At 72.8% G+C, this 14,030-nt stretch carries 9 protein-coding genes and 1 pseudogene; 6 read left to right on the top strand and 4 right to left on the bottom strand.

From position 1 onward, the window contains the following. The first annotated feature begins 43 nt into the window (after positions 1-43). Positions 44-226, top strand: a complete 183-nt coding sequence (locus HCN52_RS26410; protein ID WP_376767131.1) for a hypothetical protein — start codon at positions 44-46, stop codon at positions 224-226. Here the strand turns inward: HCN52_RS26410 and HCN52_RS14440 are convergent. The 3 genes and pseudogenes from HCN52_RS14440 to HCN52_RS25460 form a co-directional block, all read right to left on the bottom strand. Beyond that, a pseudogene (locus HCN52_RS14440) lies at positions 139-966 on the bottom strand (Fpg/Nei family DNA glycosylase); the annotation flags it as partial. The gene HCN52_RS26410 and the pseudogene HCN52_RS14440 sit on opposite strands and share 88 nt — an antisense overlap. Beyond that, on the bottom strand, positions 966-1,451 hold the full coding sequence (locus HCN52_RS14435) for a ribose-5-phosphate isomerase (protein WP_168088861.1): 486 nt from the start codon (positions 1,449-1,451) through the stop codon (positions 966-968). The pseudogene HCN52_RS14440 and the gene HCN52_RS14435, both read right to left, overlap by 1 nt. A 95-nt stretch (positions 1,452-1,546) precedes the next feature. Then, entirely contained in the window at positions 1,547-1,717 is a 171-nt protein-coding gene (locus HCN52_RS25460) for a hypothetical protein (protein ID WP_245175148.1), read from the bottom strand. Positions 1,718-2,086: 369 nt separating this feature from the next. Between HCN52_RS25460 and HCN52_RS14425 the strand changes: the two genes are divergently transcribed. Next, positions 2,087-2,728, top strand: coding sequence for a superoxide dismutase (locus HCN52_RS14425; protein ID WP_167972341.1), 642 nt, complete (start codon positions 2,087-2,089; stop codon positions 2,726-2,728). A gap of 170 nt (positions 2,729-2,898) precedes the next feature. Here the strand turns inward: HCN52_RS14425 and HCN52_RS14420 are convergent, their stop codons facing one another. Continuing rightward, the gene (locus HCN52_RS14420; protein WP_168088860.1) at positions 2,899-3,534 is read right to left on the bottom strand and encodes a mycothiol-dependent nitroreductase Rv2466c family protein; all 636 of its coding nucleotides are present in this window, start codon (positions 3,532-3,534) and stop codon (positions 2,899-2,901) included. A 236-nt stretch (positions 3,535-3,770) separates the two neighbouring features. On the opposite strand from HCN52_RS14420, the gene pepN (HCN52_RS14415) reads away from it, so the two are divergent. The 4 genes from pepN (HCN52_RS14415) (at position 3,771) to pepN (HCN52_RS14400) (ending at position 13,993) form a co-directional block, all read left to right on the top strand. Next, positions 3,771-6,395 (top strand): aminopeptidase N, encoded by a 2,625-nt coding sequence (gene pepN, locus HCN52_RS14415; protein ID WP_168088859.1) that lies wholly within the window; start codon positions 3,771-3,773, stop codon positions 6,393-6,395. 179 nt (positions 6,396-6,574) lie between these two features. Next, entirely contained in the window at positions 6,575-7,582 is a 1,008-nt protein-coding gene (locus HCN52_RS14410) for a hypothetical protein (RefSeq protein ID WP_168088858.1), read from the top strand. 292 nt (positions 7,583-7,874) lie between these two features. Then, a complete protein-coding gene (locus HCN52_RS14405) occupies positions 7,875-11,201 on the top strand; it encodes a S8 family serine peptidase (RefSeq protein WP_168088857.1) in 3,327 nt (1,108 codons plus the stop codon). Between the two features lie 233 nt (positions 11,202-11,434). Then, positions 11,435-13,993: an aminopeptidase N gene (gene pepN, locus HCN52_RS14400; protein ID WP_168088856.1), complete on the top strand. Its 2,559-nt coding sequence runs from the start codon at positions 11,435-11,437 to the stop codon at positions 13,991-13,993. Positions 13,994-14,030 lie beyond the last annotated feature (37 nt).

The raw sequence follows: 14,030 nt of genomic DNA, 5'->3' as shown, positions 1-14,030 counted from the left end.
CAACGGCTTCGCCGCGACGCTCTCCGCGGAACAGCTCGCCGCGGTGCGCGAGGTGCCCGCGGTCACGGCCGTCGAGGCGAACGCGGTGGTGGAGGCAGAGCCCGCCCCGGCGGCCGGCGTGTGCGCCGGCTGGCAGGTGGGGCACCAGAACAGATTGCGCCCGAACATCTCCGCGGTGCGCACCGGCGTGCCGCAGATGAGGCAGGTGCGGTGCGCGCGCCGGTAGACGTAGACCTCGCCGCCGTGGCCGTCGACCCGCGGCTCGCGGTTCATCGCCTCGGGGGTGTGCTCGGGCCGGACCGTGTCGATGCGCTTGGCTGCGACCCCGGCGGCCATCAGCTCGCTGAGGTCCTGCCACATCTCGTCCCAGGTCCGCCGGGGCAGCAGCTTGGCCGGCAGGTAGGGGTCCACGCCGTGGCGGAACAGCACCTCCGCGCGGTAGATGTTGCCGACGCCGGCGATGATCTTCTGGTCGAGGAGCAGCGCGCCGACCGCCACCGAGCTGCGGGAGAGCCGCTCGTAGGCGACGGCGGGGTCGCCGTCCTCACGCAGCGGGTCGGGGCCAAGCCGCTGGTGGAGCTGCTGCTTCTCGCCCCGGGTGAGGAGTTCGCAGGTGTTGGGGCCGCGCAGGTCCGCACAGTGGCCCTCGTCGGTGAGGCGCAGCCGTATCTGGCCGCGCGGCGGCGGGGCCTCACCGTCGCTGACGGTGAACTTGCCGTAGAGACCGAGATGGATGTGGACCCAGCGGGTGCCGCCGGGGCCACCGCCGGTGGAACCGGGCGGGGCCGCGTCGAAGCCGAGGAAGAGGTGCTTGCCGTGCGCCTCGGTCCCCGTCATGCGGTGCCCGTCCACCAGGGCGGCGCTGTCGGCGAAGCGGCCCTGCGGACTCGACGCCGACACCACCGCGCCGGTGAACCGGGCGTGCAGGTCGGCGGCGAGCCGGTGGATCGTGTGTCCCTCGGGCATCAGCCCTGCGGGTGGTGGGCGGGAACGGGCGGCAGCACGCCGTCGTTCTCGTAGGCGGTCAGCATGTCGATGCGGCGGGTGTGCCGGTCCTCGTCGGAGTAGGGGGTGGCGAGGAACGCCTCGACGAGGGCGGTGGCCTCGTCCTGGCTGTGCATGCGGGCTCCGACGGCGACGACGTTGGCGTTGTTGTGCTGGCGTCCCAGCCGGGCGGTCTCCTCGCTCCAGGCGAGGGCGCAGCGCACGCCGCGGACCTTGTTGGCGGCGATCGCCTCGCCGTTGCCGGAACCGCCGATGACGACGCCGAGCGCCTCGGGGTCGGCGGCGGTGCGCTCGGCGGCGCGCAGGCAGAACGGCGGGTAGTCGTCGAGTGCGTCGTAGATGTGCGGGCCGCAGTCGACGGGCTCGTGACCGTTTCGGGTCAGCCAGTCCGCCAGGTGGTTCTTGAGTTCGTAGCCGGCGTGGTCGGAGCCGAGATAGACGCGCATGGCAACGAGTCTGACACGGCCGCCCGCCCGGCCCCGCCCCGGGCGGGCGGTCGTGGTAGGCCGGTCGGCGCCGTGCGGGGCGCCGGTCGACTCCGTCAGGCGTCGCGGCGGCCGGGCAGCTTCCGCACGGCGGGCGCGGCGCCCATGGCGAGCGCGGCCTTGAGTGCGTCGCCGGCGAGGACCGCGCCCGGCCGGGCGGTGACAGCGGCGGTACGCGGAGCGGGTGCGAGACCCCGCGCCGGGCCCGCGACGCCGGCCACGGCCATCTGCCGCGTTGTCGAAAGACGCCGGAATACCACCCGGTACGAGGGCGCCCCTCCGCCGTGCAGCTGACCGCAACCGGCGCCGCGAGCCGATCCGACGCGGAGGCTCACACCCGCTCTCGCACGCGTCTCCCGGCTCGGCAGGGCGGGAATACCCACTAAAGCAGGCAGTCGTACGAGTGGTCTTCGACGAGCGCCGACAACGGACCGGCCCGGGATTCACGGCTTCGGCTGTTGCCCTGACGCGGTGTTCACTCCCCTGGTCGGCCGTGGGGTCGCGCGGGCGGCGGAGATCATTACTGTTAGCCTTCCGGGGCAAGCGATACGCATAAAAGGCACGCTGCGCATGAACGCCGTCGAAGGGTTACCGACATGGCTGTCTACTCTCTCCCTGAGCTCCCCTATGACTACGTGGCTCTCGAGCCCGTCATCAGCGGCGAGATCATCGAGCTGCACCACGACAAGCACCACGCCGCTTATGTGAAGGGTGCCAACGACACCCTGGAGCAGCTCGAGGAGGCGCGCGCCACCGACAGCTGGGGCAACATCAACGGCCTGGAGAAGAACCTCGCGTTCCACCTCTCCGGCCATATCCTGCACTCCATTTACTGGCAGAACATGACCGGTGACGGCGGCGGCGAGCCGCTGGAGAAGGACGGCACCGGCGAGCTGGCCGACGCGATCGCCGAGTCCTTCGGTTCGTTCGCGCGTTTCAAGGCCCAGCTGTCCAAGGCCTCCGCCACCACCCAGGGCTCCGGCTGGGGCGTGCTGGCGTTCGAGCCGGTCAGCGGTCGGCTGGTCGTCGAGCAGGTCTACGACCACCAGGGCAACGTCGGTCAGGGCTCCGTCCCGATCCTGGTCTTCGACGCCTGGGAGCACGCCTTCTACCTGCAGTACCGCAACCAGAAGGTGGACTTCGTCGAGGCGATGTGGCGCGTGGTGAACTGGCAGGACGTCGCTGCCCGTTACACCGCCGCCAAGCAGCGCGCCAACACCCTGCTGCTGGCGCCGTGACCGCCGCCGGCCCGCCCCCCGTGAGGGGAGGACGGGCCGGGCGCGGTGGAGCGGTACGAAAGGGGCCCGGTGGGCCGCCCGTGAGGGCGCGCCACCGGGCCCCTTCGCCCGTCGCAGCCGGGCGGGGCGCGCCGCGAGGGACGCGCGCCCGCCGGGCGGGTGCGGGCCGTTCAGTCGAAGACGGGGCCCTGGGTGCGGGTGCGCTTCAGCTCGTAGAACCCGGGGGTGGCGGCGACCAGCAGGGTGCCGTCCCACAGCCGGGCGGCCGCCTCACCGCGGGGCGCGGGGGTGACGACGGGACCGAAGAACGCGATCCGCTCGCCGTCTGCGCCGGGGACGGCGATGACGGGGGTGCCGACGTCCTGGCCGACGAGGTCGATGCCGGCGCTGTGGGAGGCGCGCAGCGCCTCGTCGTACTCCTCGCTGTCGGCGGCGGCCGCGAGCTCCGCGGGCAGTTCGGCATCGGCGAGGGCACCGGTGATCGCCGCGGTGAAGTCCTTCTCACCGCCCGGGTGGATGCGGGTGCCGATGGCGGTGTAGTAGCGGGCGAGCGCCTCCTGGCCGTGGGCCTGGTCGACGGCGACGGCGACCCGGACCGGGCCCCAGCCCTCGGCCATCAGGGTGCGGTACTTCTCGGGGAGCTCCTCGCGGTTCTCGTTGAGGACCGACAGGCTCATGACGTTCCAGCGGACCTTGACCGGGCGGACCTTCTCCACCTCCAGCATCCAGCGCGAGGTCATCCACGCCCACGGGCACATGGGGTCGAACCAGAAGTCGGCGGTCACGGGGGTGGTGCGCTCGGACATGCGGGGCCCTCCTCGGGCGGTGGGTGACGTCAGGTGGACAACGTACGGGCCAACGTGCCGGGAGGCGCGGGCATTCCGCCCGGCGGGGCGCGCCTGCGCCCCCGGAGCCGCGCGCGGCGGGTCGCGGGCCGTACCGTGTGTCCTGATCCGGCCGCCGCCGAGCCGGTCCCGCCCCGTGACCGTGCGGCGTGCGCGGACCCGGGCGGCGGCCACCGCCTACACGAGGGAGCCGATCCGTGCCGGGAGAGAACCTGACCCGCGAGGAGGCGCGCGAGCGTGCCCGTCTGCTGACCGTCCACGGGTACCGGGTCTCGCTGGACCTGCGGTCGGCGACGGAGCCGGCGCCCGCGTCCGGTCCGCGGACCTTCCGCTCCACGACGACCGTCCGGTTCTCCTGCGCCGAGCCGGGCGCGGACAGCTTCGCCGACCTGGTGGCGCCGCACGTCCACTCCGTCACGCTCAACGGCGAACCGCTCAACGTGGACCGCGTGTTCGACGGCACCCGGGTGCGGCTGCCGTCGCTCGCGGAGGAGAACGAGCTGGTGGTGGACGCCCGCTGCGCGTTCAGCCGGACCGGGGAGGGGATGCACCACTTCACCGACCCGGAGGACGGCGAGGTGTACCTCTACACGCAGTACGAGCCCGCGGACGCGCGCCGGGTGTTCACCACCTTCGAGCAGCCGGACCTGAAGGCGCCGTTCGACTTCTCGGTGACGGCGCCCTCGCACTGGACGGTGCTGTCGAACGGGGCGGAGACCGACCGGCGGGAGCTGTCGGACGGTTCGGGTGCCACGCGTACCTTCGCGACGACACGTCCGATCTCCACCTACATCACCACGGTGCTGGCCGGCCCGTACCACCACGAGACGGACCACTGGTCGCGCGCGCTGCCGGACGGTTCGACGCTGGAGGTACCGCTGGGCGCGCTGTGCCGCAAGGGGCTGGCGCCGCACTTCGACGCGGCGGAGATCTTCGACACCACCAAGCGCGGTCTGGACTTCTTCCACGACCACTTCGGCTTCCCCTACCCGTTCGGCAAGTACGACCAGGCGTTCGTGCCGGAGTACAACCTGGGCGCCATGGAGAACCCGGGGTGCGTCACCTTCACGGAGGAGTACGTCTTCCGGGGGCGGACCACCGACGCGGCGTACCAGGGCCGGGCCAACACGGTGCTCCACGAGATGGCGCACATGTGGTTCGGCGACCTCGTCACCATGGAGTGGTGGGACGACCTCTGGCTCAAGGAGTCGTTCGCCGACTTCATGGGCGCGTTCTCGCTGGTGGAGGCCACCCGGTTCAGCAGCGGTTGGATCACCTTCGCCAACCGCCGCAAGGCCTGGGCGTACCGCGCGGACCAGTTGCCGTCGACGCATCCGGTCACCGCCGACATCCGGGACCTGGAGGACGCCAAGCTCAACTTCGACGGCATCACCTACGCCAAGGGCGCCTCGGTGCTGAAGCAGTTGGTGGCGTACGTCGGGCGGGACGCCTTCCTGGAGGGGGCGCGCCGCTACTTCCAGCGGCACGCCTGGGGCAACACCACCCTCGCCGACCTGCTGTCGGTGCTGGAGGAGGTCTCGGGGCGCGACATGGCGGGCTGGGCCAAGTCCTGGCTCCAGAGCTCCGGTGTCAACACGCTCACCCCGCAGCTGGTGTGCGACGCGGAGGGCAGGGTGACGGAGCTGTCGGTGCTCCAGGAGCCGCCCGTGCCGGCGGAGCGTGCGCTGCCCGCCGCGCGGGGCGAGGAGCTGCGTCCGCACCGGGTCGCCATCGGCCTGTACCGGCGCGACCCGGCCGACGGGGCGCTGCGCCGGTACGCGCAGTGCGAGACCGACGTGTCCGGGGTGCGCAGCGCGGTACCGCAGCTGGCGGGTGCGGACCGGCCGGACCTGGTGCTGGTCAACGACGAGGACCTGACCTTCTGCAAGACCCGGTTCGACGAGCGGTCGCTGGCCACGCTGCGGGACCACCTGGGCGACATCGAGGATCCGCTCGCGCGGGCGCTGTGCTGGTCGGCGGTGTGGAACCTCACCCGCGACGGGCTGATGCCGGCGTCCGACTTCCTCACGCTGGTCCGGCGGTTCGCCGGGCGCGAGTCGGAGATCGGGGTGCTCCAGATGGTGCACGCCTGGGCGGAGTCGGCGCTGTACCACTACAGCGCGCCCGACCGGCGGGAGTCCGCCGGTGCGGAGCTGGCGCAGTCGGCCCTGACGGAGCTGCGGCGGGCGGAGCCTGGGAGTGACCAGCAGCTGGCCTGGGCGCGGTTCCTCGCCCGGGTGGCGTCGGCCCCGGCGGAGCTCCAGTTGCTGGCCTCGCTGCTCGACGGGTCCGGCGAGGTCCCCGGCCTGGCGGTGGACCAGGAGCTGCGGTGGCGGTTCCTGGTGACGCTCGCGACGGCGGGGCGGGTCGACGCGGACCGGCTGGACGAGGAGCTGGCGCGCGACCGGACCGCCTCGGGCGCCCGCCACCACACCCGCGCGCTGACCGCCCGGCCCGACGCGGAGGTGAAGGCCCGCGCGTGGCAGGCGGCGGTGGAGGACGACACCCTCTCCAACGCGCTGCTGGAGGCGACGATCGAGGGCTTCGCGCGGCCGGGGCAGGCCGCGTTGCAGGCACCGTACGCGCAGCGGTACTTCGCGATGATCGGCCGGGTGTGGGCCGAGCGGTCGATCGAGACCGGCATGTCGGTGGTGCGGGGGCTGTTCCCGGACGCGCAGGGCCGGCCGGCGCTCCGGGCCGCGGACGACTGGCTGGACGGCAACCCGGAGGCGCCGCCGGCGCTGCGGCGCCTGGTGCTGGAGGCCCGGGACGACCTGGCGCGCGCGTTGCGCGGCCAGGAGCGGGACGCCGCCGGTCTTTAGAGCCGCCGGTCTCCGACCCGGCGTCCCCCGCGGGGTGGTGCGGGCGGCGGCGCGGCCGGGCGGTTGTCCGGTGTGTCCTCGGCATTCCGCCCTCGCCACAAGAGCCCCGTTGTGTCCCGGTTCTTCGACAGCCGTGTAACGGAGGTGACGGACCGTGCAGCATTGGGCATTACCGAGCCATGACTCACGACGCTTCGCTTTCGCACCGTCCGCACCGGCTGCCCGCCGACGCCTGGCACCGGGTCATGACGCTGCGGGAACTGCACGCGCACGGGGTGAGTGCCGCCGAGGCCCGGCGGCGCAGCGCGCCGGGCGGTGACTGGCAGCAGCCGGCGCCGGGGGTGTTCCTGCTGCACGGCACGGCGCCGCGCGGTGAGGAACTCCTGCTGGCGGCGCGGCGGTACGCCGAGGCCGAGGGCGGGACCGGCGGGCCGGGGTCCGGCGAGCACGCGGCGCTGCTGACGGGGATGTCGGCGCTGGCACTGTACGGGTTCCGGTCGGCGCCGCGGCCGGCGCTGCTGGAGCGGGCCGACCTCCTGGTGCCCCACGACTCGCGGCTGGCCGCGGCGGACCGCGTCGGCGTGACGCACTGCGGACGGCTGCCGAGGCCGGTGACGGTCGACGGCTTCGCACTGGCGCCGACGGCCTGGGCGGTGGCCGACGCGGTCGCGCCGCCGACCGACCCGGCGGTGGTGCGGGAGGTCCTGGTGGAGGCGGTGACCAGCGGGCGGTGCGACGCCGCCGCGGTGGTACGGGAGTTGGGTCGGGCCCGGCTGCGGGCCCTGCCCCACGTGGACGCGGCGATCGGCGCGATGGTGGCGGCCGGCCGCCGGGTGGCGGAGGACCGGCTGCTGGCGCTGGTCCGCGACGGCGGTCTGCCCGATCCCCTGTGGAACGTGCGGCTGCGGCTGCCCGGCGGCCCGCAACTGGGCGCGGTGGACGCCTACTGGCCGGACCACGCGGTCGCGGTGCGACTGGACACCAGGACTGCGCGGCGGGACGCGGCGGTGGAGCGGGTGGCGCGGGAGAGGCGGGAGACGCTGGAACGGTTGGGCGTGGCGGTGGTGTCGATGACGCCGCGACAGGTGGCGGAGGAGCCGGGGCTGCGGGCGTCGATGGTGCGCACCGCGCTGCTCGCGGCGACCACCCGTCCGCCGGCCGCGTACGTGACGGTGCTGCCGCGCTGATCCGGCCGGGTGGGGTGCGCCCGGGTGCGGGGCCGGCCGGGCGGGCGCCTCCCCCGCGTCGGGCGGTGAGGGAGCGCGGCGTCCGACGTGATCCGGATGCACAGGGAGGGCCGGTCGCGCAACCCGCTTTCCAAGATCGATTACTGCCGACCACCGCGTCCTTATCGCCCGAGTTAGGGCGGGAAAAGCGCGCGCGTCGTCATCTCATTCTTACAACATTCCCTCAACCGGCCCCACTCGTGGACCATTTCCGTATGCTTACCGGCCATCCCCACCCGGATAGCGAACAAGGATGGCCATGACCCGAACAGCCCCGTTCATATCCTCTACACCACCGGGCGTGAGACGCATATCCCGAGCAGCCCTGGCGGTCGGCGTCGTCGCCGCCGTCGCAGCGGGCGGCGTCAGCCCTGCCTTCGCGGCCGAGGAGACCAGCCCCCTCGCCGTGCCGGACAAGCCGTTCGAGCAGCTCGACGACAAGTTCGGAGCCGAGGACGCCACGCGTCTGGCGGAGGCGAAGACCGCGGGCGAGGAGCACGTCACCGTGCTGATCGCCACGGAGCCCGGTGAGACCGCCGGAGTCGTGGCCGAACTGGAGGCCGTCCCGGGCGCCTCCGTCGGGTACCACGAGGACAGCATCGGCTATGTGCGGGCGACCCTCCCCACCGGATCGGCCGAGTCCGCCATCGCCTCGGCCACCAAGAACTCCGCGGTCCACGCGGTCGACCTGAACGAGGAGATCGAACTCCCCGACCCCAAGGTCGACACCGCCGGTTCGCAGACCGCGCGCGCCAACTCCACCTATCCGGGCCCCGACGCCTCCACGCCGGCGAAGAACCCGTACAACCCCTCCCACGAGATCGGCGCCGTCGATTTCGTGAAGAAGAACCCGCGCGCCGACGGCCGCGGGATCACCATCGGTGTCATCGACACCGGCGTCGACCTGATGCACCCCGCGCTCCAGGAGACCACCACCGGCGAGCGCAAGATCGTGGACTCGGTCACCGCGACCGACCCGATCGTGGACAACGACCGCACGTGGCGCCCGATGGTCACCGAGGTCTCCGGCCCGTCCTTCCAGTTCAACGGCCGCACCTACACCGCCCCCGAGGGCGACTACCTCGTCGCGCTGTTCGAGGAGTCCGCCACCCGCGGCGGCGAGATGAACGGCGACCTCGACCGCGACGGCCGGACCGACGGCAGCTGGGCGCTGCTGTACGACGCGGAGGCGGGCACCGTCACCGTCGACCTCGACGACGACGGCGACTTCACCAACGACAAGGTGATGAAGCCCTACAAGGAGAACTTCGACTTCGGGCTGTTCGGTGAGGACAACCCCGACACCCCGGTCGCCGAGGCCATCCCGTTCGTGGTGGAGATCCGCGAGGACGTCCCCATGGACCCCTACGGCGGTGACTGGATCGGCGAGACCGCCGACTTCGTCAACATCGGCATCGTCTCCGGCGCCCACGGCACCCACGTCGCCGGCATCACCGCGGCCAACGGCCTGTTCGGCGGCGCGATGAACGGCGCCGCCCCCGGCGCCAAGGTCGTCTCCTCCCGCGCCTGCGTCTTCGGCGGCGGCTGCACCGCGACCGCGCTGACCGAGGGCATGATCGACCTCGTCGTCAACCGCGGCGTCGACATCGTCAACATGTCGATCGGCGGCCTGCCCGCGCTCAACGACGGCAACAACGCCCGCGCGCGGCTGTACGCCGAGCTCATCGACACCTACGGCGTCCAGCTCATCATCTCCGCCGGCAACAGCGGCCCCGGCGCCAACACCGTCGGCGACCCCTCCGTCGCCGACAAGGTCATCAGCGTCGGCGCCGCCGTCTCCAAGGAGACCTGGGCAGCCAACTACGGCTCCTCGGTGGACAACCCCTACGCGCTCTTCCCCTTCTCCTCGCGCGGCCCGCGCTCCGACGGCGGGTTCAAGCCCGACATCGTCGGCCCCGGCGCCGCCGTGAACACCATCCCGACCTGGCAGGCCGGCTCCGGCGTGCCCGAGGCGGGCTGGACCCTGCCCGCCGGGTACGGCATGCTCAACGGCACCTCGATGTCCGCCCCGCAGGTCGCCGGCGCCTCCGCGCTGCTGCTCTCCGCGGGCAAGCAGTGGGGCATCAAGGTCACCCCCTCCAAGCTGCGCGCCGCCCTCCTCGGCAGCGCCAAGCCGGTCAAGGGCCTCCAGGCCTACCAGCAGGGCTCCGGCCTGATGGACACCGTCGCCGCCTGGCGCCACCTCGTCCTGCCGACCGAGCCGTACCAGTACGACGTGAAGGCGCCCGTCAGCCACGCGCTGTCGGAGTTCCTCGCCACCCCGCACACCGGTACCGGCATCTACGACCGCGAGACCGGCCCCGCGGTGGGCAAGAGCAAGACCTACGACGTCACCTTCACCCGCACCTCCGGCCCCAAGCACCCGGTGCTGCACCAGGTGAAGCTGGAGCAGAACGTCGACAAGACGTTCCGCCTCCGCGGTCTGGGCGTCGTCCTGATGCCGCTGAACAAGCCGGTGACCGTCAAGGTCGAGGCCAAGCCCGGTGCCACCGGCATCCACAGCGCCATCGTCTCGGTGCACGACTTCCGCACGCTGGGCTCCAGCCACCGCGCGCTGGCCACCGTCGTCGTCCCGGAGGAGCTCTCCTCCCCCGGCTACGCCCACACCGCCCAGGGCACCGTGCCCCGCAACAACCCCGAGTCGCACTTCGTCCGGGTCCCCGAGGGCGCCAAGTCCTTCGAGGTCCGCATCGGCGACCTCGCGGACAACAGCCAGACCCGCTGGCTGACCATCAGCCCGTGGGGCATGCCGATGGACGAGCAGGCGGTGTTCTCCTGCTACAACAACTTCTCCGACCCGCGGAACACCTGCCGTCCCGACCTGCGTTCGTACGCCGACCCGATGCCGGGCGTCTACGAGCTGGCCGTGGACGCGCGCCGCACCTCCCCGACCGCCGCCAACCCCTTCACGCTGACCGCCACGGCGCTCGGCGCCTCCTTCGACCCGGCGGTGCAGACCGTCGAGGAGGCCACCGCGGGTGAGCCCGTGGCCGTGGAGTGGGACGTCACCAACGGCTTCGCCGACATCACCGGCACCCTCGCCGGCGGTGAGCTCGGCTCCGCCACGTCGGACCGCCCGTCCATCGCGGACAACGAGCGGGTGACCATCAGCACCGTCGAGATCGGTGCCGACGTCTCCACGTTCGAGGCCGTCATCGGCGCCCCGTCCGACGCCGCCGCCGACCTGGACCTGTACGTCTACCGCAACGGGACGCTGGTCGGCTCCGGCGCCACGGGCGGGTCGGAGGAGCGGGTGCGGCTCGCCGCTCCGGCGCCCGGCACGTACACCGTCGAGGTCCACGCCTACTCGACGCCGGCCGGCACCACGGAGTACGACTACCGGGACGTGTTCTACAGCCCGGAGCTCGGCACCGTCACCGTCGACGAGGACGAGGTCGTCGATCTCGCCGGGGGTGACACCGTCACCGTCGGGGCCGAGGTCACCGTCGGCTCGGGGGCCCCGGAGGGCCGTGAGTTCTTCGGCGAGGTCCGCCTGCTGAACGAGCGCGGCACCGCCACCGGGACCGGCAACGTCCGCATCCTGTCGGTCACCGGCTGACACCGCACCACCCGCACCACCCGCACCGTCCGCCGCGCACACCGCGGTGACCGCCCCCGTCGCTCCGGCCCGTCCGGCAGCGGCGGGGGCGGGGCGCGTTCGGCGGGGCGCGTCGTGCCCGCCCGCCCCTGGCCGGGCACGACGCCGCCGACCCGCCCGTTATTCGGAGGAGCGGCTGGGCAGCCGCGTGGAAGGATGACCCCCAAACGCCCGAGCAAGGAGATGACCCCACGGTGCCTGGCACGAATCTGACGCGCGACGAGGCCCAGCAGCGGGCACGGCTGCTGACCGTCGACTCCTACGAGATCGACCTCGACCTCAGCGGCGCCCAGGAAGGCGGAACCTACCGGTCGCGGACCACGGTGCGGTTCACGGCCCGGGAGGCCGCCGCCACCTTCATCGACCTGGTGGCGCCCGCGGTGCACGAGGTGGAGCTCAACGGGACCGCGCTGGACCCGGCAGCCGTCTTCAGCGACTCCCGCATCGCGCTGGAGGTCCCGGAGGGCGACAGCGTCCTGCGGGTGGTCGCCGACTGCGCCTACACCAACACCGGAGAGGGGCTGCACCGCTTCGTCGACCCGGTCGACCAGCAGGCCTACCTCTACACCCAGTTCGAGGTACCGGACGCCCGGCGCGTCTTCGCCTCCTTCGAGCAGCCCGACCTGAAGGCGACGTTCGCCTTCACCGTCACCGCGCCCGAGGGCTGGAAGGTCATCTCCAACTCCCCCACCCCGGAGCCGGAGGGCGCCACCGTCTGGCGGTTCGCCCCGACCCCGCGGATCTCCACCTACATCACCGCGCTGATCGTCGGCCCGTACCACGAGGTGCACAGCAGCTGGGAGGGCGGCGACCGCAGCGTGCCGCTCGGCATCTACTGCCGGCCGTCCCTGGCCGAACACCTCGACGCCGACGCGATCTTCGCCGTCACCCGCCAGGGCTTCGACTGGTTCGAGGAGAAGTTCGACTTCCCGTACCCCTTCGAGAAGTACGACCAGCTCTTCGTGCCGGAGTTCAACGCCGGCGCGATGGAGAACGCGGGCGCGGTCACCATCCGCGACCAGTACGTCTTCCGCTCCAAGGTCACCGATGCCGCCTACGAGGTGCGCGCCGAGACGATCCTCCACGAGCTGGCCCACATGTGGTTCGGCGACCTGGTCACCATGGAGTGGTGGAACGACCTCTGGCTGAATGAGTCGTTCGCGACCTACACCTCGGTCGCCTGCCAGGCGCACGCCCCCGGCTCCCGTTGGCCCCACGCCTGGACCAGCTTCGCCAACCAGATGAAGACCTGGGCGTACCGGCAGGACCAGCTGCCCTCGACCCACCCGATCATGGCGGAGATCAACGACCTGGACGACGTCCTGGTTAACTTCGACGGCATCACCTACGCCAAGGGCGCCTCCGTCCTGAAGCAGCTGGTCGCCTACGTCGGCATGGACGAGTTCTTCCGGGGCGTGCAGGCCTACTTCAAGCGCCACGCCTGGGGCAACACCACTCTGCCCGACCTGCTCACCGCGCTGGAGGAGACCAGCGGCCGCGACCTGGGCGCATGGTCGAAGAAGTGGCTCCAGACCGCCGGCATCAACGTGCTGCGGCCGGAGATCACCGTCGGCGAGGACGGCACCATGACCGCCTTCGCCATCCGGCAGACCGCGCCGCCGCTCCCCGAGGGCGCCCGCGGCGAACCCGTCCTGCGTCCGCACCGCATCGCCGTCGGCCTCTACGAGCTGACCGACGGCCGGCTGGAGCGCGTGGAGCGGGTCGAGCTCGACGTGGACGGCGAACTCACCGAGGTCCCCGACCTCGTGGGCCGTGCCCGCCCGGCGGTCGTGCTGCTCAACGACGACGACCTGACCTACGCCAAGGTCCGGCTGGACGCCGAGTCGCTGGCCGTCGTCACCGAGCACCTCGCGGACTTCACCGAGCCGCTGCCGCGCGCCCTGTGCTGGGCCTCCGCCTGGGACATGACCCGCGACGGCGAGATGCGCGCCCGCGACTACCTGGAGCTGGTGCTCCGTGGCGTCGGCCGCGAGTCGGACATCGGCGTGGTGCAGACCCTCCACCGCCAGGTCAAGCTGGCGCTCGACCTCTACGCCGCGCCCGAGTGGCGCGAGGAGGGCCTGTCCCGCTGGTCCGCCGCGGCGCTGGAGCACCTCAACGCCGCCGCCCCCGGCAGCGACCACCAGCTGGCGTGGGCCCGCGCGTTCGCCGCGACCGCCCGCACCGGCGCCCAGCTCGACCTGCTCGGCGCGCTGCTGGACGGCGGCGCCACGGTGCCCGGGCTGACCGTCGACACCGACCTGCGGTGGGCGCTCGTGCAGCGGCTCGCCGCCACCGGGCGCGCCGACGCGGGCGCGGTGGAGGCCGAGCTGAAGCGCGACGCCACCGCCGCCGGCGAGCGGCACGCCGCCGCCGCACTGGCGGCCCGGCCGACCGAGGAGGCCAAGGCCGAGGCGTGGGCCAAGGTCGTCGAGTCCGACACCCTGCCCAACGCGGTGCAGGAGTCGGTCATCGGCGGCTTCGTCCAGACCGACCAGCGGGAGGTGCTCCTCGCCTACCGCGACCGCTACTTCGCGGTCCTGAGCGAGGTGTGGGAGGCCCGCAGCCACGAGATGGCGCAGCAGATCGCGGTCGGCCTGTACCCGACGCTGCACGTCTCCCAGGAGACGCTGGACGCCACCGACGCCTGGCTCGCGTCCGCCCGGCCGTCGGCCGCGCTGCGCCGCCTGGTGACGGAGAACCGCGCCGGCGTCGAGCGCGCCCTGCGCGCCCAGGCGGCCGACGCGGGCTGACGCCGGCTGCCGCTCCCCCGGCGGGGGGGGGGGGGGG

This window comes from Streptomyces bohaiensis, from assembly GCF_012033785.1.
GTDB lineage: Bacteria > Actinomycetota > Actinomycetes > Streptomycetales > Streptomycetaceae > Streptomyces > Streptomyces bohaiensis.
The sequence above is the reverse complement of the archived record's forward strand: the minus strand, read 5'-3'. Positions and strand labels throughout refer to the sequence as shown.